Source organism: Pseudomonas sp. Arb-4-2C, from assembly GCF_055755015.1.
Window position 1 is genome coordinate 3,343,003 of the sequence record NZ_CM146899.1, and the last position, 21,095, is coordinate 3,364,097.

23 protein-coding genes are annotated in these 21,095 nt (G+C 61.5%); 14 read left to right on the forward strand and 9 right to left on the reverse strand.

The features are described from left to right. Positions 1-141 precede the first annotated feature (141 nt). The gene (locus tag AC0J41_RS14840; RefSeq protein ID WP_473012850.1) at positions 142-528 is read left to right on the forward strand and encodes a DUF2784 domain-containing protein; all 387 of its coding nucleotides are present in this window, start codon (positions 142-144) and stop codon (positions 526-528) included. On the opposite strand, the gene AC0J41_RS14845 is transcribed toward AC0J41_RS14840, so the two are convergent. Next, positions 525-1,052: a DUF3087 domain-containing protein gene (locus tag AC0J41_RS14845; RefSeq protein WP_473012851.1), complete on the reverse strand. Its 528-nt coding sequence runs from the start codon at positions 1,050-1,052 to the stop codon at positions 525-527. The genes AC0J41_RS14840 and AC0J41_RS14845 overlap by 4 nt on opposite strands. Positions 1,053-1,275: 223 nt before the next feature. Between AC0J41_RS14845 and ppnN the strand changes: the two genes are divergently transcribed. Together ppnN and AC0J41_RS14855 are read left to right on the forward strand one after the other, a co-directional pair. Further along, entirely contained in the window at positions 1,276-2,649 is a 1,374-nt protein-coding gene (gene ppnN, locus AC0J41_RS14850) for a nucleotide 5'-monophosphate nucleosidase PpnN (protein WP_025111399.1), read from the forward strand. Between the two features lie 263 nt (positions 2,650-2,912). Continuing rightward, complete coding sequence (locus tag AC0J41_RS14855) at positions 2,913-3,647, forward strand: substrate-binding periplasmic protein (RefSeq protein ID WP_025111398.1); 735 nt, start codon at positions 2,913-2,915, stop codon at positions 3,645-3,647. 50 nt (positions 3,648-3,697) lie between these two features. Here the strand turns inward: AC0J41_RS14855 and AC0J41_RS14860 are convergent, their stop codons facing one another. Next, positions 3,698-5,092, reverse strand: a complete 1,395-nt coding sequence (locus tag AC0J41_RS14860) for an FAD/NAD(P)-binding protein (RefSeq protein WP_473012852.1) — start codon at positions 5,090-5,092, stop codon at positions 3,698-3,700. After that, entirely contained in the window at positions 5,093-5,656 is a 564-nt protein-coding gene (locus AC0J41_RS14865) for a helix-turn-helix domain-containing protein (RefSeq protein ID WP_083368790.1), read from the reverse strand. An 85-nt stretch (positions 5,657-5,741) separates the two neighbouring features. Between AC0J41_RS14865 and AC0J41_RS14870 the strand changes: the two genes are divergently transcribed. The 7 genes from AC0J41_RS14870 (at position 5,742) to AC0J41_RS14900 (ending at position 12,982) form a co-directional block, all read left to right on the forward strand. Next, positions 5,742-6,677 (forward strand): DMT family transporter, encoded by a 936-nt coding sequence (locus tag AC0J41_RS14870; RefSeq protein ID WP_473012853.1) that lies wholly within the window; start codon positions 5,742-5,744, stop codon positions 6,675-6,677. Between the two features lie 247 nt (positions 6,678-6,924). Then, positions 6,925-9,843 (forward strand): monovalent cation/H+ antiporter subunit A, encoded by a 2,919-nt coding sequence (locus tag AC0J41_RS14875; RefSeq protein ID WP_473012854.1) that lies wholly within the window; start codon positions 6,925-6,927, stop codon positions 9,841-9,843. After that, positions 9,843-10,187 (forward strand): Na+/H+ antiporter subunit C, encoded by a 345-nt coding sequence (locus AC0J41_RS14880; protein WP_025111393.1) that lies wholly within the window; start codon positions 9,843-9,845, stop codon positions 10,185-10,187. The genes AC0J41_RS14875 and AC0J41_RS14880 overlap by 1 nt, the downstream gene beginning before the upstream one ends. Beyond that, positions 10,184-11,863: a monovalent cation/H+ antiporter subunit D gene (locus AC0J41_RS14885; RefSeq protein ID WP_025111392.1), complete on the forward strand. Its 1,680-nt coding sequence runs from the start codon at positions 10,184-10,186 to the stop codon at positions 11,861-11,863. Before AC0J41_RS14880 ends, AC0J41_RS14885 begins: the two co-directional genes overlap by 4 nt. Beyond that, positions 11,860-12,348, forward strand: a complete 489-nt coding sequence (locus AC0J41_RS14890) for a Na+/H+ antiporter subunit E (RefSeq protein WP_025111391.1) — start codon at positions 11,860-11,862, stop codon at positions 12,346-12,348. The genes AC0J41_RS14885 and AC0J41_RS14890 overlap by 4 nt, the downstream gene beginning before the upstream one ends. Continuing rightward, the gene (locus AC0J41_RS14895) at positions 12,345-12,623 is read left to right on the forward strand and encodes a K+/H+ antiporter subunit F (RefSeq protein WP_007910754.1); all 279 of its coding nucleotides are present in this window, start codon (positions 12,345-12,347) and stop codon (positions 12,621-12,623) included. The genes AC0J41_RS14890 and AC0J41_RS14895 overlap by 4 nt, the downstream gene beginning before the upstream one ends. After that, complete coding sequence (locus AC0J41_RS14900) at positions 12,620-12,982, forward strand: Na+/H+ antiporter subunit G (RefSeq protein WP_085711416.1); 363 nt, start codon at positions 12,620-12,622, stop codon at positions 12,980-12,982. Before AC0J41_RS14895 ends, AC0J41_RS14900 begins: the two co-directional genes overlap by 4 nt. A 125-nt stretch (positions 12,983-13,107) precedes the next feature. On the opposite strand, the gene AC0J41_RS14905 is transcribed toward AC0J41_RS14900, so the two are convergent. Next, on the reverse strand, positions 13,108-13,548 hold the full coding sequence (locus AC0J41_RS14905) for a DUF3995 domain-containing protein (protein WP_473012855.1): 441 nt from the start codon (positions 13,546-13,548) through the stop codon (positions 13,108-13,110). A gap of 93 nt (positions 13,549-13,641) precedes the next feature. Between AC0J41_RS14905 and AC0J41_RS14910 the strand changes: the two genes are divergently transcribed. Both AC0J41_RS14910 and AC0J41_RS14915 read left to right on the forward strand, forming a co-directional pair. Continuing rightward, positions 13,642-14,031, forward strand: a complete 390-nt coding sequence (locus AC0J41_RS14910; RefSeq protein WP_473012856.1) for a DUF2946 domain-containing protein — start codon at positions 13,642-13,644, stop codon at positions 14,029-14,031. A gap of 92 nt (positions 14,032-14,123) precedes the next feature. Next, positions 14,124-16,256, forward strand: coding sequence for a TonB-dependent receptor (locus AC0J41_RS14915; RefSeq protein WP_473012857.1), 2,133 nt, complete (start codon positions 14,124-14,126; stop codon positions 16,254-16,256). Positions 16,257-16,350: 94 nt separating this feature from the next. Here AC0J41_RS14915 and AC0J41_RS14920 read toward each other — a convergent pair whose 3' ends face one another. From AC0J41_RS14920 to AC0J41_RS14930, 3 genes are all read right to left on the reverse strand, one after another. Further along, on the reverse strand, positions 16,351-17,367 hold the full coding sequence (locus AC0J41_RS14920) for an ABC transporter substrate-binding protein (RefSeq protein WP_473012858.1): 1,017 nt from the start codon (positions 17,365-17,367) through the stop codon (positions 16,351-16,353). Positions 17,368-17,496: 129 nt separating this feature from the next. Beyond that, a complete protein-coding gene (locus AC0J41_RS14925) occupies positions 17,497-17,694 on the reverse strand; it encodes a hypothetical protein (RefSeq protein ID WP_025111385.1) in 198 nt (65 codons plus the stop codon). 8 nt (positions 17,695-17,702) lie between these two features. Beyond that, positions 17,703-18,173 (reverse strand): hypothetical protein, encoded by a 471-nt coding sequence (locus AC0J41_RS14930; RefSeq protein WP_025111384.1) that lies wholly within the window; start codon positions 18,171-18,173, stop codon positions 17,703-17,705. A 403-nt stretch (positions 18,174-18,576) separates the two neighbouring features. Between AC0J41_RS14930 and AC0J41_RS14935 the strand changes: the two genes are divergently transcribed. Together AC0J41_RS14935 and AC0J41_RS14940 are read left to right on the forward strand one after the other, a co-directional pair. After that, positions 18,577-18,852: a hypothetical protein gene (locus tag AC0J41_RS14935; protein WP_081794893.1), complete on the forward strand. Its 276-nt coding sequence runs from the start codon at positions 18,577-18,579 to the stop codon at positions 18,850-18,852. 46 nt (positions 18,853-18,898) lie between these two features. Then, positions 18,899-19,135 carry a DUF2789 family protein gene (locus AC0J41_RS14940; protein WP_025111383.1) on the forward strand — a complete coding sequence of 79 codons (237 nt, stop codon included), beginning with the start codon at positions 18,899-18,901 and terminating at the stop codon, positions 19,133-19,135. Between the two features lie 6 nt (positions 19,136-19,141). Here the strand turns inward: AC0J41_RS14940 and AC0J41_RS14945 are convergent, their stop codons facing one another. Both AC0J41_RS14945 and AC0J41_RS14950 read right to left on the reverse strand, forming a co-directional pair. Next, positions 19,142-19,345 carry a hypothetical protein gene (locus AC0J41_RS14945; RefSeq protein WP_473012859.1) on the reverse strand — a complete coding sequence of 68 codons (204 nt, stop codon included), beginning with the start codon at positions 19,343-19,345 and terminating at the stop codon, positions 19,142-19,144. 112 nt (positions 19,346-19,457) lie between these two features. Next, entirely contained in the window at positions 19,458-21,062 is a 1,605-nt protein-coding gene (locus tag AC0J41_RS14950; protein ID WP_473012860.1) for a methyl-accepting chemotaxis protein, read from the reverse strand. Positions 21,063-21,095: the final 33 nt, after the last annotated feature.

The window sequence follows — 21,095 nt, forward strand, 5'->3', positions numbered from 1 at the left end:
ACCGAGGAAACGGTCGCAGACTCTGCCAGCAAATGCCCCTTCACGGCTTGAACAATCTTGCGCACTTGCACTAAATCGCAGCGCCCGAGCGCCACTGTCGGCGTACCATGGAGGCCTTCACAATCGCGTCAGGGAGACGACATGCTGTACCGAATCGCAGCCGACGGGCTGGTGCTGTTTCATCTGTCATTCATTCTGTTCGTGCTGTTCGGCGGACTGCTGGTGCTCAAGTGGCCACGCTTGATGTGGCTGCATCTGCCGGCAGCTGCGTGGGGTGTGGCGGTCGAGGTGTTGCACCTGACCTGTCCGCTGACCTATTGGGAAAACCTGATGCGCCACGCCGCCGGGCAAACCGAATACGCCGGCGGCTTCATCGAGCACTACATCTGGCCGATCATCTACCCCGCCGGGCTGACGCCGCAGATCCAGCTGGTACTGGGCAGCGTGGTGCTGGTGATCAATCTGCTGGTCTATGGGCGTTTGATCCGCTCGTGGAAGCTACGCCGCGCCAGCCGCATTCCGTTCTAACGCGCAGCCGGTTTCAAGGCCGCCAGCCAAGCCGGATCCAGGCGCTTCTGGTCAAGATCCAGACCCAGCGCCCGCATCCGCTCCCGGTGAGCTTCGACTTCCCGGTGCAATTGCGCGTGATCGCTGGAGTTGCCATCCAGTTCGTGCATCTGGGTCAGCCCCAGATGGTAGAAACGCAGCACCTTCATCGCGGTCGGGTCGTTCTGTTCAACAGCCGCCGTCACCTGATGCATGACGTTGGTCACGCTCATCAGGCTGCGCTTGAGCCGCCAACTGTAGACCGCCGGCGCCATCCACGCCTGCTGCCAGAACTGCCCGCGCATCAGTGCTGCCGTCAGCAGAAACGCGACGAACACCCCGCCGACATTGAAGCGCAGATTATCCCCGCCAGGCTCGCCGAACAGCGCCACTGCCGCCGTGGAAAACCCCATCGCCAGCACCAGGAACAGCACGGCAATGATCAGCGTGCTGCGACGGGTCTGCTGGCGAAACGTTGCTGCGTCCATCGGCTGAATCTCGAACATCGGTGATGACTTCCTTGAGCGATAAAAAGGGCAACGGAAAAAACTCGCTGCGCATTATCGCCTCTCTCTGCGATTTAGCTATGCTGGGGGCCCTTTTCATCTTTTCAGCGTCCAACGGGGACATGGCGGTACAGCGCAGATCGTGCCATCTTCATTCATGGATACACACTATTCGGATGCCATCCGCCTGGTTTTGGGATGACATCGTTTTAAGGATCATTGCATGACCCAACGACACGTAATCAACGCCTCGGTCAGCCCGAAAGGCAGCCTGGAAACCCTTTCTCAACGTGAAGTCCAGCAACTGAGCGAAGCCGGATCCGGCAGCACCTACACCCTCTTCCGCCAGTGCGCCCTGGCCATCCTCAATACCGGCGCCCATGTCGATAACGCCAAGACCATTCTGGAAGCCTACAAGGACTTCGAAATCCGCATTCACCAGCAGGATCGCGGTGTGCGCCTCGAACTGCTGAACGCTCCGGCCGACGCCTTCGTCGACGGCGAAATGATCGCCAGCACCCGCGAGATGCTGTTCAGCGCCCTGCGCGACATCGTCTACACCGAAAACGAACTCGACAGCCAGCGCATCGACCTGAGCACCTCGCAAGGCATCAGCGACTACGTCTTCCACCTGCTGCGCAACGCCCGCACCCTGCGTCCGGGCGTCGAGCCGAAAATCGTCGTGTGCTGGGGCGGTCACTCGATCAACACCGAAGAGTACAAATACACCAAGAAAGTCGGCCACGAACTGGGCCTGCGCAGCCTCGACATCTGCACCGGCTGCGGTCCCGGCGTAATGAAAGGCCCGATGAAGGGCGCGACCATCGCCCACGCCAAGCAGCGTATTCACGGTGGACGCTACCTCGGCCTGACCGAGCCGGGCATCATTGCCGCCGAAGCGCCGAACCCGATCGTCAATGAACTGGTGATCCTGCCGGACATCGAGAAACGTCTGGAAGCGTTCGTCCGTGTCGGCCACGGCATCATCATCTTCCCGGGCGGCGCCGGCACCGCCGAAGAATTCCTGTACCTGCTGGGCATCCTGATGCACCCGGACAACGAAGGACTGCCGTTCCCGGTGATCCTGACCGGGCCGAAACATGCCGCGCCGTATCTGGAACAACTCGATGCATTCGTTACCGCGACCCTCGGCGATGCGGCGAAGCAGCACTATCAGATCATCATCGACAACCCGGCCGAAGTCGCCCGGCAGATGACCGCCGGCCTCAAAGCGGTGAAGCAGTTCCGCCGCGAGCGCAACGATGCGTTCCACTTCAACTGGCTGCTGAAAATTGACGAAAGCTTCCAGCGTCCGTTCGATCCGACCCACGAAAACATGGCCAACCTCAAGTTGCACCGCGACCAGCCGGCCCACGAACTGGCGGCCAACCTGCGCCGCGCGTTCTCCGGGATCGTGGCCGGCAACGTCAAGGACAAGGGCATCCGCCTGATCGAAGAGCACGGGCCGTACCAGATCCGCGGTGACGCGGCGATCATGCAACCGCTCGATGCGCTGCTCAAAGCCTTCGTTGCCCAGCACCGGATGAAACTGCCGGGCGGCGCAGCATACGTGCCGTGCTACCGCGTGGTGGCGTAACCAGCCACCACATGCCCCCTGTGGGAGCGGGCTTGCTCCGGGCGGCGATCCGACGAAGGCGGTGTGTCAGTCAGCCGATCTGTTGCCTGACACACCACCTTCGTCGAGTCGCCGCCCGGAGCAAGCCCCCTCCCACAATTGTTTTGGGTGAACCCGGCGCTGCCAATCAGCCTTTGTTTCTGACACAAAAGCCCCGTACATTCCTCACGACAGCCACCCTCGGCCCGTACTAAGCTTCGCGATCTATTTTTCAGGGACGATTCATGAAACGGATTGCCGCGTGTCTGCTGTCACTTCTCGCCCTGGCGGCCAATGCGGCGGATCTGCAACTGCTCACTGACAACCATCCGCCCCTGCATTTTCAGCAAGGCGATCAACTGGTGGGTTACGGCGTGGATGTGGTGCGCGCGCTGGCCGAACAGGCCGGCGACCGGATCAGCCTGCAACAAGTGCCATTACTGCGTGCGCTGCGCACTGCCAGCGAAACCCCGAACACCGGCGTGTTTACCGTCCTGCGCACCGACGAGCGTGATGAACGCTACCAATGGGTCGGGCCGCTGATTGAAGTCGAAACCGCCCTCTACGGCCACGCCTACAACCAGCCACCGGTACGCTCACTGCAGGAGGCGGATCAGGCAGGACGCATCAGCGTGCCGCGCAAATGGCTGATCTATAGCTACCTGCAACAGCAAAACCTGAAGAACCTCGACGGCGTCGAAACCCCGGAGCAGATGATGCGACTGTTCAGCCTGGGCCGGACGGATTTCGTGGTGTCCGACACCCTGTCCACCGCTGCGCTGGCCCGCACCCAGGGCATGGAACCGCAGCGATTGCAGTATCAGATCCCGCTGACACATCAGGACACCTACATTGCCTTCTCGCTGCAGACCGATCCGCAGCAGGTTGCACGCTGGCAAAAGGCACTCGAAACCTTGCGCGCCGATGGTCGCCTTGAACAGATCCGCAAGCGCTGGCTGATGAATTCACTGCCGCGCTGACTGAGCTGCCCCGCTCACTCCTGCAAGGATCTTTGCAAGGCGGTCTGCCTTCAACCCACCAGCCGCGCCGCCAACGCCTTCGCCTGCAACGCCACATCCGTCACCGCGGTGCTCTCCCACCACATCCCGCGCAGCGGTGGCCCCATCGCGAACAGTCGGCTGCCGGCCTGCCCTTCAGCGTCCAGCACGGCACCGTCCACCGCCGCCGCAATTCCCAGCGCCAACGGCCCCGGCCGCACCAGTCCACGCGCGAGCAACTGCTGGGGCAACGCTCGCGCCACGCGGCGCCAGTCGTACTCGATGCCGCTGGAATTGATCAGCGCTGCGCCATGCACCACACCGGTAGCGGCTTCACCACGGCGACGAATTCGAATGCTCACGCCAGCGCCCGAGTGAGGCTCGAGCCCCTTGAACGACGCCGCCTGAATCCGCAAACGACCCTCGCTGCGCAAGCGTTCAACCAACGCCGCGCTCAAGGGCGGAGAGCGGTGATGATGACTCTCCCACCACGGCCGCACATGCCGGACGAACTGTCGACGCTGCACGTCAGTGGCCTGGCTCCACAACCGTGCGATATGTGCTCGAACCGTGTCCAGCGGCGCCTGCCAGTCAATGCCCTGGGCGATGGCGTCACGACACTGCCTGCGTAATTCACGCAGCAATTGGCGCGGCGTGCGGATACTGTGATCTTCAGCGAGAAAATCCGGCCACGCCGGTGGTTGCCGCCGTACATGGGGCAACAGTCCGTGACGGGAGAACACTTCAATCGGCCCGCGATGCCCGGCCTGTTCCAGTGAAACCACCGCATCGACCATGGTCAGACCGGAACCGATGATCAGCACGGTTGACTGCGGATCAAGCTGACGCATGGCCGCGACATCCCACGGATCGAGCGCAGCGGCATTGAGGCCACTGGACTCTTTCTGCGGCGTGCGGGCGGCGGGAAACATGCCCGTAGCGAGCACGGCGTAGGTGCTGCGTAACCGTCGCCCATCGTTCAAGCTCACTTGCACCGAATCGGCATCGCTTTGCAGATCGACGACTTCGGCGCAGATGTGCTCAACCGTCGAACCCTGCTGCGCGCCGGCCACCCGCGCCTCGGCCAGACGCTGCTGCACATATACGCCAAACAGCCCGCGCGGTGGGAACAGCTCGCTGATCGGCACAGACTGCTCGGCCGACTCAGGCCAGCCACCGCCGGCAATGTGCGTGGTCAACCATTGGGTCAGGTCATCGGGGTTGTCCGGATCGACACTCATCCGCGCCGCATTGCCGTTGAGCGTGTGGCCCAGTTCGACGGCGCTGTAGGCTTCGCCACGGCCGAGTTCGGCGCGTGGTTCGATGACGATAATCCTGCGCTGGCCGGGCAGCCGCAACAATTGCACCGCCAGCATCGTGCCGCTGAGGCCACCGCCGATAATCAGAATGTCTGCGCTCTCACTCATTCAAATCACCACATTACGCACAAACCGTGTGGCCACATCGCCGTCGTTGCGATAACTGTGCGGCTGGTTGCTGGCAAACATGAAAAATTCACCGGTCGCGATCTGCTGCCGCTGCTCACCGAGCATCAGCGTCAGGCAGCCTTCGAACACGTAGATCTGCTCGCTCCAGCCATCGGCGTCCGGTTGTGACGGGTAGACCTCCCCCGGTTGCAGACACCATTCCCACTGCTCGACCTCACGGGTGGCGGTGGCCTTGGACAGCAGCACCGCTTTGCTCCCGGGGATGGCGCCGGCCCAAGCCACTTCGTTGATGCGGCTCGGGTCGCGGGCATCCGGGGCCTGGATCAGGTCGCTGAAGGCTACGTCGAGGGCTTCGGCGACACGGTCAAGGGTGGTCAGGCTGACGTTCTTTTCCCCGGCCTCGATCGCCACCAGCATGCGCCGACTGACGCCGGACTTTTCGGCCAGCGCGGTCTGGCTCATGTCGGCGGCGTGGCGCAGGCGCCGAACGTTCAGGCTGACGTGTTGCAGGACGGACGCCCGCTGGCTGGAATCTTTGTGCACTATATTGCTCACTTGGTGGAGTTGGGCAGTATACTGCGCAACGTTGGGCGCATTGTGCGTCCTGCCTTTTATAGTGCGCAAGGTCATGACGTCAGCAAACGGTTCCTCCACGCCTCTCCGCTTCTCCCGCTTCAGCAAGGCCGAGTGCGTGCTGGTGCTGATCACCATGGTCTGGGGCGGCACGTTCCTGCTGGTGCAACACGCCATGACCGTCAGCGGCCCGATGTTCTTCGTCGGCCTGCGCTTCGCCGCTGCGGCGAGCATCGTCGCGCTGTTCTCCTGGCGCCATCTGCGCGAACTCACCCTGTTCGAACTCAAGGCCGGCGCCTTTATCGGCGTGGCGATCATGCTCGGTTACGGCTTGCAGACGGTGGGCCTGCAAACGATCCCGAGCAGCCAGTCGGCGTTCATCACCGCGCTATACGTGCCTTTCGTGCCGTTGCTGCAATGGCTGGTGCTGGGCCGTCGACCCGGGTTGATGCCGAGCATCGGCATCATGCTGGCCTTTACCGGCTTGATGCTGCTGTCCGGGCCGTCTGGCGCGTCGCTGAATTTCAGCCCCGGTGAAATTGCCACGCTGATCAGTGCGATCGCGATTGCCGCCGAGATCATTCTGATCAGCACCTATGCCGGCCAGGTCGATGTGCGGCGGGTGACCGTGGTGCAACTGGCCACGACGTCGGTGTTGTCGTTCCTGCTGGTAGTGCCGACGGGCGAGACGATTCCAGACTTTTCCTCGACGCTGCTGATGACCGCACTGGGCCTGGGCGCGGCGAGTGCGGCGATTCAGGTGGCAATGAACTGGGCGCAGAAAAGCGTTTCGCCGACCCGGGCGACCTTGATCTATGCCGGTGAACCGGTGTGGGCCGGGATCGTCGGGCGGATCGCCGGGGAGCGCTTGCCGGCGATTGCCCTGGTCGGCGCCGGATTGATCGTGGCGGCGGTGATTGTCAGCGAGTTGAAGACCAAGGGTAAGGCTGTCGAAGTAGACGCTGAACTGGAGCGGGAAACCCAAGGTTAATCCGCCATATCTTGAGTGCCTGAACCATAGCGATCGCGAGCAGGCGCACGCCTGTAATTGAAATGCGTTCCCCCTGTAGGAATGCGCCTGCTCGCGATGAAGCCATCCCAAGCAACATCCATCCACCTGAAACAATGCCAAACAGAAAATTCCAGACTACTTTGTAGGATTCTGAGACATCCTGGCGTTTGGTAATCAGGGAGCTGGCACGTATGATGCTTCACAAACTTCCGCAGATTAGAAGCCTATGTCCCTGATAGTTCTACTGCTTCTGCCATTCATTGGCAGCTGTCTGGCAGCGGTGCTGCCACACAACGCGCGTAATACCGAATCCCTGCTGGCAGGTCTGGTCGCTCTGATCGGTACCGTGCAGGTCGCGCTGTTGTACCCGCAAATCGCCCACGGCGGCGTGATCCGCGAAGAATTCATGTGGCTGCCCAGCCTCGGCTTGAACTTCGTCCTGCGCATGGACGGCTTCGCCTGGCTGTTCTCGATGCTGGTTCTCGGCATCGGCACCCTGGTCTCTTTATATGCCCGTTACTACATGTCGCCGGACGACCCGGTGCCGCGCTTCTTTGCCTTCTTCCTGGCGTTCATGGGCGCCATGCTTGGCCTGGTGATCTCCGGCAACCTGATCCAGATCGTGTTCTTCTGGGAGCTGACCAGCCTCTTCTCGTTCCTGTTGATCGGCTACTGGCACCACCGCGCCGACGCCCGCCGTGGCGCCTACATGGCGCTGATGGTCACCGGCGCCGGGGGACTATGCCTGCTGGCGGGGGTCATGCTGCTCGGCCATGTCGTCGGCAGCTATGACCTGGACAAGGTCCTGGCCGCCGGAGATCTGATTCGCGCACATGCCCTCTACCCTATCCTGCTTCCTCTCATCCTCATCGGCGCCCTCAGCAAAAGTGCCCAGTTCCCCTTTCATTTCTGGCTCCCGCACGCCATGGCGGCGCCCACCCCGGTTTCGGCTTACCTGCACTCGGCGACCATGGTCAAGGCTGGGGTGTTCCTGCTCGCACGCCTGTGGCCATCGCTGTCCGGCAGTGAAGAATGGTTCTACATCGTCAGCGGCGCCGGCGCGTGTACGCTGCTGCTCGGCGCGTATTGCGCGATGTTCCAGAATGACCTCAAGGGCCTGCTGGCCTACTCGACCATCAGCCATCTGGGCCTGATCACTCTGCTGCTGGGCCTGAACAGCCCACTGGCGGCAGTCGCAGCGGTGTTCCACATCCTCAACCACGCCACCTTCAAGGCGTCGCTGTTCATGGCCGCCGGCATCATCGACCACGAAAGCGGAACCCGCGATATCCGCAAGCTCAGCGGCCTGATCAAGCTGATTCCGTTCACCGCGACACTGGCGATGGTGGCCAGTGCTTCGATGGCCGGGGTGCCGCTGCTCAACGGTTTCCTCTCAAAAGAAATGTTCTTCGCCGAAACCGTGTTCATCAACGCCACCGCGTGGGTCGAAGCGGCGCTGCCGATTGTCGCGACCATCGCAGGTACGTTCAGCGTCGCTTACTCGCTGCGCTTCACCGTCGATGTGTTCTTTGGCCCGCCGGCCACCGACCTGCCGCACACCCCGCACGAGCCGCCGCGCTGGATGCGCGCGCCGGTTGAGCTGCTGGTGTTCACCTGCCTGGTCGTCGGGATCTTTCCGGCGCAAGTGGTCGGCCCGCTGCTCGCAGCCGCCGCGTTGCCAGTGGTGGGCGGCACCCTGCCGGAGTACAGCCTGGCGATCTGGCACGGCCTCAACGCCCCGATGATCATGAGCCTGATCGCCATGTCCGGCGGCATCGTGGTCTATCTGCTGCTGCGCAACCAGCTCAAGCGTGGACGCTTCAAATACCCGCCGCTGGTGGGCCGCTTCAATGGCAAGCGGCTGTTCGAACGCAGTCTGGTGGTGATGATGCGCATGGCTCGCCGGGTAGAACGCCGACTCGGCACCCGTCGCCTGCAGATGCAACTGTTCCTGATGGTCTTGGCGGCAGTGCTCGCCGGCCTGATCCCGATGCTGCACAGCAGCCTGAGCTGGGGCGACCGGCCGAAAATTCCGGGTTCCATCGTGTTCGTCACCCTGTGGCTGCTGGCAATTGCCTGCGCTCTCGGTGCGGCGTGGCAGGCCAAGTATCACCGTCTCGCCGCCCTGACCATGGTCAGCGTCTGCGGCCTGATGACCTGTGTGACCTTCGTCTGGTTCTCGGCGCCGGACCTGGCGCTGACGCAGTTGGCGGTCGAAGTCGTCACCACGGTACTGATCCTGCTGGGCCTGCGCTGGTTGCCACGGCGGATCGAAGAAGTCTCGCCATTGCCGAGCAGCCTGCGCAAGGCGCGCATCCGCCGTCTGCGCGACTTGCTGCTGTCGATTGCCGTCGGCGCCGGCATGGCGCTGCTGTCTTACGCGATGCTGACGCGGCAGACGCCCAACGACATCTCGTCGTTCTACCTCAGTCGCGCCATGCCCGAGGGCGGTGGCAGCAACGTGGTCAACGTGATGCTGGTGGACTTCCGCGGTTTCGACACCCTCGGTGAAATCACCGTGCTGGTGGCCGTGGCCCTGACCGTGTTCGCCCTGCTGCGGCGCTTCCGCCCGCCGAAAGAAAGCCTGCAACTGCCGGCCCAGCAACGCCTGCTCGCGCCGGACGTGGTCACCGATCTGGTTAATCCGCGTACCGCCAGCGACACCGCGCTCGGCTTCATGATGGTGCCGGCGGTGCTGGTGCGCCTGCTGCTGCCGATTGCGCTGGTGGTGTCGTTCTACCTGTTCATGCGTGGGCACAATCAGCCAGGCGGCGGTTTTGTCGCCGGGCTGGTGATGTCGGTGGCGTTCATCCTGCAATACATGGTCGCCGGGACGCAGTGGGTCGAGGCGCAAATGAGCCTGCGACCACTGCGCTGGATGGGCACCGGTCTGCTGTTCGCCACCGCTACCGGCCTCGGTGCGATGGCGGCCGGTTATCCGTTCCTGACCACTCACACCTGGCATTTCGAATTGCCGCTGCTGGGCGACATCCACATTGCCAGTGCGCTGTTCTTTGATATCGGCGTGTACGCCGTGGTGGTCGGCTCGACGCTGCTGATCCTCACCGCCCTCGCCCACCAATCGGTGCGTGGTCACAAGACCGCGTCCCTACCCAAGTCCGTCGCCAGCAAAGGAGCCGTCTGATGGAAGAAGTCATCGCAATCGCCATCGGCGTACTCGCTGCGTCCGGCGTCTGGCTGGTACTGCGACCACGGACGTTCCAGGTGGTCATGGGCCTGTGCCTGCTGTCCTACGCGGTCAACCTGTTCATCTTCAGCATGGGCAGTCTGTTCATCGGCAAGGAGCCGGTGATCAAGGACGGCGTGGTCCAGGATCTGCTGCATTACACCGACCCGCTGCCGCAGGCCCTGGTGCTGACCGCTATCGTCATCAGCTTCGCCATGACCGCGCTGTTCCTGGTGGTGCTGCTCGCATCGCGGGGCCTGACCGGTACCGACCACGTCGACGGCCGGGAGCCTAAGGAATGATGGCGATGACTCACCTGATCGCCGCACCGATCCTGCTGCCGCTGCTGACCGCCGCCATCATGTTGATGCTCGGCGAGAAGCACCGACCGCTGAAGGCGAAAATCAACCTGTTCTCCAGCCTCGTCGGGCTGTTCATTTCGGTGATGCTGCTACAGTGGACGCAAACCACTGGTGTTCCCGGTTCCATCGGCGTGTACCTGCCGGGCAACTGGCAAGCGCCGTTCGGCATCGTGCTGGTGGTCGATCGCCTGTCGGCACTGATGCTGGTGCTGACCGGCATCATTGGCGTCAGCGCCCTGCTCTTCGCCATGGCACGCTGGGATGGCGCAGGTTCGAGCTTCCACGCGCTGTTCCAGATTCAACTGATGGGCCTCTACGGTGCGTTCCTCACCGCCGACCTGTTCAACCTGTTCGTGTTCTTCGAAGTACTGCTCGCCGCCTCTTACGGTCTTTTGCTGCACGGCTCGGGTCGGGCGCGGGTCTCGTCGGGGCTGCATTATATTTCGATCAACCTGCTGGCCTCGTCGCTGTTCCTGATTGGCGCGGCACTGATCTACGGCGTCACCGGCACACTGAACATGGCCGATCTGGCGCTGAAGATTCCGCTGGTACCGGAAGCCGACCGTGGCTTGCTGCACGCCGGCGCAGGGATTCTCGCGGTGGCATTTCTGGCCAAGGCCGGCATGTGGCCGCTGAACTTCTGGCTGGTGCCGGCCTATTCCTCGGCCAGCGCGCCGGTCGCGGCAATGTTCGCGATCATGACCAAGGTCGGCGTCTACACCCTGCTGCGCCTGTGGACGCTGTTGTTCTCCGGGCAGGCCGGGGCTTCGGCCTTCTTCGGTGGCGACTGGCTGATCTACGGCGGTATGGCGACCATGGCCTGTGCGGCGCTGGCGATTCTTGCCGCACAGCGTCTGGAACGCATGGCCAGCCTGAGCATTCTGGTGTCGGCGGGGATCCTGCTGTCGGCGGTCGGTTTCGCCCAGCCGAACCTGATCGGCGCCGCACTATTCTATCTGGTCAGCTCGACCCTGGCGTTGAGCGCGCTGTTCTTGCTGGCCGAGTTGATCGAGCGTTCGCGCTCGGCCAACGAAATTCCGCTGGAAGACGAAAGCGAGTTGCTGCCGCGCCCACAAGAATCCCTGCAACCGCCCAAGGGCATCAACCTCGACGACGAACAGAAAGCCGTGGTCGGTCAGGTCATTCCGTGGACCATGGCGTTTCTCGGCCTCAGCTTCATCGCCTGTGCGTTGCTGATCATCGGCATGCCGCCGCTGTCCGGTTTCATCGGCAAGCTCAGCCTGATCGGCGCCTTGCTCAATCCTTTGGGACTGGGCACCGACGCGCCGATCTCCTACGCGGCCTGGGCCTTGCTGGCGCTGCTGATCCTGTCGGGGCTGGCCTCGCTGATGGCGTTTTCGCGACTGGGCATCCAACGCTTCTGGACGCCAGAAGAGCGGCCTTCGCCACTGTTGCGCAAACTCGAATGCGCGCCGATTTTCCTGCTGCTGGGGTTGAGCATCGCCCTGACCTTCAAGGCCGAGCCGCTGCTGCGCTATACCCAGGCGACCGCTGAGGCCCTGAACAACCCGCAGCAATATGTCATGGCGGTGCTCGGCACCCGTGCCGTGCCAAGCCCTGAAGCCAAGGCAGCGATGCTGGAGGTGCAGCCATGAAGCGTGTCTTTCCTGCGCCATGGTTGTCGCTGGCACTGTGGGCTTTGTGGCTGACGCTGAACCTGTCGATCAGCCCGGGCAATCTGCTGCTCGGCGCGATACTGGGTTTCGCTGCCCCCTTGATGATGCGCAAGTTGCGCCCGAAACATGCACGCATTCGCCGGCCGGGGACGATTATCAAATTGTTCTTGCTCGTCGGGCGTGACGTAGTGATGTCCAATCTGATCGTTGCCTGGGGCGTGCTCAACGCCGGCCGCCGGCCTCCGCGCTCGCGCTTCGTCAAAGTACCGCTCGATCTGCGCGATGCGCATGGTCTGGCGACACTGGCAATGATCTGCACGGTGGTGCCGGGCACGGTATGGTCGGAGCTGGCGCTGGATCGCAGCATCCTGCTGCTGCACGTTTGGGATCTGGATGACGAAGCGCAATTCATCCACCACTTCAAGACTGCCTACGAGCGGCCGTTGATGGAGATTTTCGAATGAGCCCGTTGCTCTCGAACGCGATTCTGCTGACGCTGTTCCTGTTCTCGCTGGCGATGGTTCTGACCCTGGTTCGCCTGTTCAAGGGACCATCGGCGCAGGATCGGGTACTCGCCCTGGATTATCTGTACATCGTCGCCATGCTGATGATGCTGACCCTGGGCATTCGTTATTCCAGTGACACTTATTTCGAGGCGGCGCTGCTGATCGCGCTGTTCGGCTTCGTCGGCTCGTTTGCCCTGGCGAAATTCCTGCTGCGTGGCGAGGTGATCGAATGAATGCTGAATTGTCGCTGTGGGTCGAGATTCCGGTGGCGATCCTGCTGGTGCTCAGCGGCGTATTCGCCCTGATCGGCGCGACCGGATTGCTGCGCATGAAGGACTACTTTCAGCGCATGCACCCACCGGCACTCGCCTCGACACTGGGCGCGTGGTGCGTGGCGCTGGCGTCGATCATTTGTTTTTCGGCATTGAAATCGGGGCCGGTGCTGCATGCCTGGCTGATCCCGATCCTGCTGGCGATTACCGTGCCGGTGACTACCCTGCTGCTGGCACGGGCGGCGTTGTTCCGCAAGCGCATGGCGGGGGATGATGTGCCGGCTGAAGTGAGTAGCCGACGGACCGAAAGCGGTAGCTAGCTAGTTCCACAGCTATGGTGTCTGGACTGGCCCTTCCGCGAGCAGGCTCGCTCACACAGGGGAAATGCATTCCAAATGTGGGAGCGAGCCTGCTCGCGAAAGCGACCTCAAATTCACCTCAAAGCTCAAACCCAAGCCACCGCCAACAACCCCGCCCCCAACACCAGACACAACGGCGAATACACCCAGGTATCCAGCCGCGCAAACCGCGAGCCCTTCACTTCCTTGAAAAACCCCACCAGATTCGAATCGCCGATCGCCCGGGCAAACATCAACAACGCAATCGCACTGATCACCCATTGCAACGCCGGATGATGCACAGCCGGCATTCCCCAGCCGACCCGCATGCACACCAGAGCTGCAATCAGCAACAACGCTGCCGCCACCAGCAAAGTGATCCAGCCTGACGGTTTGAACGCCGGGCGCACCGTCGCCACCAAGCCTTGCACCGGCACTTGTGGCACTGCCGCGACCGCCGCCCATTGTCCACCCAACGCCCAATACACATGCACCAGGGCGATCATTGCAAAAATCGTCACCAGCCATTGAGCCATCACAAAGGTCATGGTTGAAATCCTTTCAAGGGATTTGAACAAATCATCCTAGTTGGCATTTTTTGAAGTGCACGACCGATCAGCGGTACGGTAAAGTGCCGCCCCATGAAATTCTCCCGTTCCGATCGTTCACTGCTGGCCTGGATGCTTTATTGCTGCGTCCTGTTCAACGTGTTCGCCTGCAGCATCGGTCACGGGCAAATGGTCGGGATGCAACTCAACGGCATCGGCGGCCAGTTCTGTACGGTCAACCCGGCCACTCAAGCGCCACTGACCAGCAATCCCGTCGAAGAAAAACTGCCGACCCTGTCCAAGGCGTTCGGCTGTCCGCTGTGTTCGGTCGGCAGCGGCATGGGGCCGGCGTTCAACTCCAGCCTGACCCTCGCGGTTCTGCCGGAACAACACAGCCCGCCGCTGGCGCCCATCGTCAGCGCCGATCTCCCTGCCCGCTTCCCCTGGCCTTCGGCCAATCCTCGCGCCCCGCCGCTCGCCTGAGTGTCTTTGCCTTTTTGATTTTTCAGCCCACTGCGCCAACGCGCGGCGTTCGCCTGTGCGCTGATTCCTAGACAAGCATTCAGGATTCAACGATGAAACATATTCCTCTGCTGGCGAGCCTGTGCGGCTGCCTGTCCCTTAACGCCTGGGCGCAATCCACCGTGGATCTGGCGCCGATCACCATCGACGGCGAATCCACAACCGAGCCGGGGCTGAGCCTCGACCGATCCAGCGGCATGGCCTCGCGCCTCGGCCTCAGCGTGCGTGATACGCCCGCCTCGGTGGCCATCGCCGACCGCAATGACATAGAGCGCCACGGCGCGCAGAACTTCCAGGACGCCGCCAACACCCTGCCCGGGGTGAACGCCAGCGCACCGCCAGGCTTTGGCGGATTCGTCTCCTATCGCGGTTTCACCAGCAGCCAGATCACCCAGATGTTCAACGGCATCAATGTCTCCGGCGGACTCGCCCGGCCGGTGGACGCGTGGATCTATGATCGCGTCGAACTGGTTGGCGGCCCGTCGTCGCTGATCAACGGCGCAGGCTCGGTGGGCGGCTCGCTGAACTACGTGACCAAACTGGCGACCCGCGAAGAGCAAGCCGTCGAAGGTCGCGTCAGCTACGGCACCTACGACACAACCGAAACCGCGTTCGGCCTCAACCACGCCCTCACCGACCCGAGCGCCGACGTGCAGCACTACGCGCGCCTGGACGTCAGCCACAACACCAGCAATGGCTACATCGACCGCCAGGAGCGCGATGCCTGGAGCGTGGCGTTCTCGCTGCTCAGCGACCTCACGCCGGATCTGTCACACACCCTGGCCGTGGAATATCAGGACGAACACGAAGACAGCCCGTACTGGGGCACCCCGGTGTTCAATCCCAAGGCTGGCGAGTTGAAGATCGACAAACACAACCGCTTCAACAACTACAACGTCGAGGATGGACGCTACGAACAGCGCACGATCTGGCTGCGCTCGATCATCGACTACCGGATCAACGACAGCACCACCTTGCGCAACACGCTGTATCACCTCGACAGTCAGCGTGATTACCGCAACCTCGAGACCTATCAGTACAACGCCGACAACAGCGCGGTGAACCGCTCCACGGCCTATCAGGTGCGGCATCAAGGGGAGCAGAACGGCAACCAGTTCGAATTGCGCCACGACAACACCCTGTTCGGCCTCGACACCACCTGGTCCGGCGGCTTCGAATACAAGGTCAACCAGACCACCAACTCGCCGCTCAATGTCAAAGGCGCGAGTACGGTCGATCCGAACAACTACCGGCCGGGGCATTTCTACGACATTCCCGGCACCAACCCGGCGCTGATCAGCGACAAGACCAACGAGGTCACGACCAAGGCACTGTTCATGGAAAACCGGCTGGCACTGACCGACAAACTGGCGCTGCTGACCGGACTGCGTTACGACGACATCGACCTCGACGTGACTAACCATCGCACGGTAACGGCCGCCAATCCCAAGCACCTCAAGCGCAGTTGGGAGCCCGTCACCGGGCGTGTCGGCCTGACTTACCAGTTCATCCCGTCGGCCAACGTCTACGTGCAATACAGCACCGCCGCCGAGCAACCGAACGGCACTCAGGACTTCGACGTTTCGACTGGCAAGCAATGGGAAATCGGCAGCAAGTTCGACTACCTGAACGGCCGTGGCTCGGCGACAGTTGCCGCCTACACCATCGAACGCAAGGATTTTGCCGTAACTGATCCGCTGGACCCGACCAGCAGCATTCCGGTGGGCCAGCAAACCTCCAAAGGCATCGAGATCGCCAGCTCCTTGCGCATCACTGACAAGCTGTTGGCCGAAGGCAACTTCGCCTGGGTCGATGCGCAATACGACGATTTCACCGAGAAGAATGCCGCCGGCGTGGTGGTGTCACGCAAGGGCAATACGCCAACCAACGTCCCGGATCGGGTGGGCAACCTGTGGCTGACTTATGACTTTTCACCGCAATGGCAAGGCGGGGTCGATGCGCGGTACGTGGCATCGGTGTATGCGGATACGGCGAACACCATGACCGTACCGTCGTACACGCTGTTCGGCAGCTTCCTCAGCTACAAGGTCGACTCGCACACCACCGTCACCGGCCGGGTGCGTAACCTGACCAATGAGGTGTATGCCGAGTTTGCTCATGTTTCGCCGGCTTACTATCTGGGTACGCCGCGCACTTTTGAATTGGCGGTACAAACCAGATTCTAAAACCTGAAAGCTTCGCGAGCAGGCTCGCTCCCACATAGGATGCATTCCCCTGTGGGAGCGAGCCTGCTCGCGAAGAGGCCAGCCGACTCACTGCCTACTTCAGATCAGCCGCCACCTTATCCGCCACATCCTTCGGCACCCACGCCTGCCACACCTCCGGGTGCGCCTTCATGAACGCTTCCGCCGCCTCCCGTGGCGCGGTGTGCTTCTCACTCATCTCGGCCAGAGCCTTGTTCAGCGGTGCAATCGGAAAATCCACTTTGCTGAAGAACTCGGCAATCTGCGGGTACTGCTTCTGGAACGGCGCAGACACTCCAATCGACAGCTTCGAGGCCAGTGAGCGGGTCGGTTTCGGATCAGGATTGTCAGCATCGGTCAGCGTCTTCCACGCCTCGGCGTCAAATGGCGGTTCTTCCAGCTGCACCAGTTTGAATTTGCCCAGCAGCGGTGTCGGCGACCAGTAATAGAACAGCACCGGTTTGCCCCGGCGGATCGAAGAGCTGATCTCGGCATCCAGCGCTGCGCCGGAACCACTGCGGAAGTTGGTGTAGTCGTCCTGCAGGCCGTAGGCAGTCAGCTTCTGTTTGTTCACCACCTCCGAGGTCCAGCCGATCGGGCTGTTGAGGAACCGGCCTTTGCTCGGGTTTTCCGGGTCCTTGAACACATCCTTGTATTGCTTCAGGTCACTGACGCTGCGCAGATCCGGCGCCAGCGGCTTGATGCCCTTGGCCGGATCGCCCTTGATCACGTATTCCGGCACCCACCAGCCTTCAGTGGCGCCCTTGACCGTATCGCCGAGACTGGCGACCTTGCCCTCCGCTTCAGCCTTGACCCACACCGGACTGCGCCCGGCCCACTCCTCGCCAATGACCTGAATGTCATTGTTGGCCAGCGCGGTCTCAAGCGTAATGGTGGTGCCTGGCAACGTATCGGTCGGCAACCCGTAGCCCTTCTCGACGATGATCCGCAGGACATCAGTGATCAGGCTGCCGCTTTCCCAGTTCAGGTCGGCAAAATGGATCGGCGCCTGTGCCGCCGCTGCCGGTTGCGCGGACGTCAGCACACCGAGCGTGACCACGCTGGCGGCCAGTAACCGTCGAAATCCTTTCATGCTTTTGCACCTCGTGCTGTTCACAGCAATAGCAGGATGGCCTGGCAGAAGACCGCAAGCCTCTGAATACTCAGTCAACTGACTGTAGCCGAGGTTCCTGCTTTTTCAGGGAGTCCATCCCCGACGAGGTTATGTTTCAGACTTTTCCTGCAAGCTTTGCAGCTCGCGTCTGACCATGCTGGCGTATTCGGCAGGCCGCAAGGCATAGATCTGCGCAGCTACCCAGTTCAACCAGGCGCCTTGCAACCCGGCCTTGGCGTTGAACAGCCGCAAGGCCTCTTCACGCGCGCGGTCGGAGTTCTGCGAATGGAAGTCGGCGCGACTCAAGCCACCAATCACTCGCTGGCCTTGAATGTGACCAGTTCGCCCTTGCGCCACTTCGCCGCTTTGCCGGTGACGGCTTTCAGGGTCTTGGTCAGACCTTCCTGCAATTGCTGATGCGCGGCAAACACCGTCACCACGCTGTGGCCTTCCTTGAACAGGATCGCGTGACCATCGGCGGTCTCGACAAAGGCGTAATCACCCAGGCCATACACCGTCAGTTTGATCTCGCGAAAGCGGATGTCCATCTTGCCGCCTTCACGACTGGGCAGGACCGAGGCGCTGAAATGATCGCCGACCTTGAGCTTGAGCCCCGGTTTGTCATCGACCACCAACGCGCTTTCGGTGTCGATCTCGGCCACGTAAATGCCTTCGGCGTTCTGTTCGGTGATGTAAACAAAACGCGATTGAAACTGCTTGACCAGCTTTGCACGCAAATCACCCAGCACGAACAAAGCATGCATATCGAGATTACTGACTGCCAAAGAAACATCCCCACATCTGAAAAAATACCCTGCGCCAAAACGCGCACGGCAAAAAAAACGGCCAGGCCGATGCTGTTACCAGATGACTCCAGTCAACCTGAATCAAACAGAACGCTCATTCATCACGAGTTCGCAAGACTACTGGAAAGTCACGCGGGAAACTTGCTTCGACGTTCGCCAGGCCTTGAAGGAAAAGTCTTCATTGAAGCGCAACGAAGACGGACTACAAACTTTAGGGAAAAAGCTGACGAAAAAAAGCCCTTTTCCGACATATCGCCCGTAAAAAATTGCTTTAGATAGGCACCTGTCGCCAACAGGCACTGGCGATTCTAGAGCAGCGATGCTCCTTACGACTACCCGAACCGACCAGTAAACGTCGGCCAACTCATGAAAAGGACTTCATATGTGCACTCTGACTCACTTTGCCCGCCCCTCCAACGCCAGCATCGACGCCCCTTTCGTGTTGCACGGCAGCGCTATAGCAGAACTTGCGCAATACGCACAAAGCACCAGCGCCCCGCGTTTCCAGGTAGTTCCGGCGGGCAATGCGTTTTTTCATATCAAGGAATCATCTACCGGTCGTGTAAGAGGTTTCCGCGAAGATCACAACGCAGCGTGCGCCCTTGCCCGCTCGCTTGAATCAAGAATCGAACTCTTGCCCAACGGCTGCCTCAGATAAAGAGCGAGCGACAGCGCCATTCCGGCACACGCAAAAGGAGTACACGATGGAACTGCCTGCCTATGATCTGAAAACCCTGTTCGATCAACTTGGACTGCCATCGGAGGGCAGTGCAATCGACGACTTCATCGAAGCGCATCCGCTGGATGCCAATACCAAACTGATCGATGCCGACTTCTGGACGCCGCAACAGGCGCAACTCTTGAAGGAATGGCTGCGCGCCGACGGTGAAGAAGCAGTAATGGTCGACGAATTGAACGTACGTCTGCACGACGGCCGTTAATAAATGTCAGTGCAGGCTGTCGCCCGGCTCCGCTTGCAGCTGTGCGAGCCAGGCAGCCTTGCACTCCTCCGCCTCATCGCGACTGGCAAACGCGGTGCCGCGGCGCTCACCATTGAGCAACACCACCCAGCACACGCTCTGGCCCATCGCGCGCAATCCGGCGGGCATACCACTGCCAATCATCACCGCGACATCGACTCTGCTCTGCATGTTGACCTCCAGAACTCATTAGCTACCTAACTAGTAGGAATGTTAATGATTTATTCGTAGAGGAAACAGCAACGCCGGTGCACAGATTCATTGCACCAGCGGTAATAATCGATCAGCGCGCAGCCTCGGGTTTATAGCCCAGCCGCAACCCGCCCCAGTGCCGGCCCTTGACCATGATCGGCACCGACAAGTCATGCATCAGCTCCCCAGTGTCGCGGGTGTAGGTCTGCAACAACACCGCCTGTTGATGACTGCCACAGCGAATGCCGGTGCGGTCAGCGAACTTGCGTTTGGTGCGGTTGCCCACGGCGTCGACCCGCTCGTCACCGGTCAACGGCTGGCTGAACGCCAGATTGTGCGTCGGCACATAGCCCTGCTGCGTGCAGGCGATGGCGAACACCAACCCTTCGTGGCGCGGCAGCAACGGCTCCTGAATCGCCGGCAGTACCTGATCGGTATAGCGGTCGAAACGGGTTTGAAACTTCGCCGGTTGCGTCCCGGGAATCGGCTGATATTGGCGATCGAACAAATCCTCAAGGCTGATCCGCCCCTGCTCGACATCGGCTTCGAACCGCGCCGCAATCTGGCCCGCGCCCTCTCGCGCCAGGTCATAGACCCGCTGGTGATAGTCATCCAGACCGACTTCGGCCAGCCGCTCGCTGATGGTTTCCGCCTGACCTTCCATCTGCACCGCAGCCTCGGCCAGGCGTCGAGTCTGTTGATCGCTGATCGCCAGATCGCTGCGCATTTGCTCGATGGCCTTGAACAGGCTGTCGAGTTGCTCACGATTGGTGTCCGCACCACGGGCAATTTCGCCGACCTGAGTTTCGACCCCGGCGGCCAACCGGGCGATGTTTTCCAGGTGCTGCCCGGTGTTTTCCACCTGTTCGACACCGGTCTGCAGATCGCTGGACAGCTCGCGGATCTGCTCCACCACTTGCGCCGTGCGCTGTTGAATGTCGGCGACCATCTCCCCGACCTCGCCAGTCGCCGACGCCGTGCGCGCCGCCAGACCGCGCACCTCATCCGCCACCACCGCAAAACCACGACCATGCTCGCCAGCCCGCGCCGCCTCAATCGCCGCGTTCAGAGCCAGCAGATTGGTCTGGCTGGCAATGGACTGAATCACCAGCGTAACGCGCTGAATGTCATCGCTGCGCAGGCTCAGGGCTTCGATCAGCTCACGGCTCGCATTCGCGCGCTGACTGAGTTGGTGCATGCGCGCAATCGAGTCCACCAGCTCGGTGCGCCCTACCGCGCTGCTGTGATGCGCTTTGCTGGCGGCGTCCAGCGCTTCGCGGCTGAGCTGCGAGGTGGCGTGTTCGGTGGCGATCATCACTTCGGCGTTGCTGACAATCTGCGCCGCCGCGTCGAGCTGCGATTCAAGTTTGCTCGCCAGTTGCTTGACGGAAAACGCCACGCCCGCGGCTGACAGCGCGTTATGACTGGTGGTGTAGGAAAGGTCGCGCGTGAGTTCGGACATGGCGCTGTCGGTATCGACAGGCGCGGCATCGGCGACGGCACGCGAGCGCAGACGTGGCAGCCAGACAATCAGCACCGCCAGCGGCAGGCCGATGTACAACGACCACTCACCCAGCGTCATGCCGACGAGCAACAGCATCAGGGCGATGCTTTGCAGGGTCGGAGCGATCCAGCGGTTTTTCGGCAACAGCACTGGTGCGGGCAACGCCCCAACCAGAGATCCATCTCTCGTCATATCAACACCCCACGCTTGTTCTCATTGTTGTAT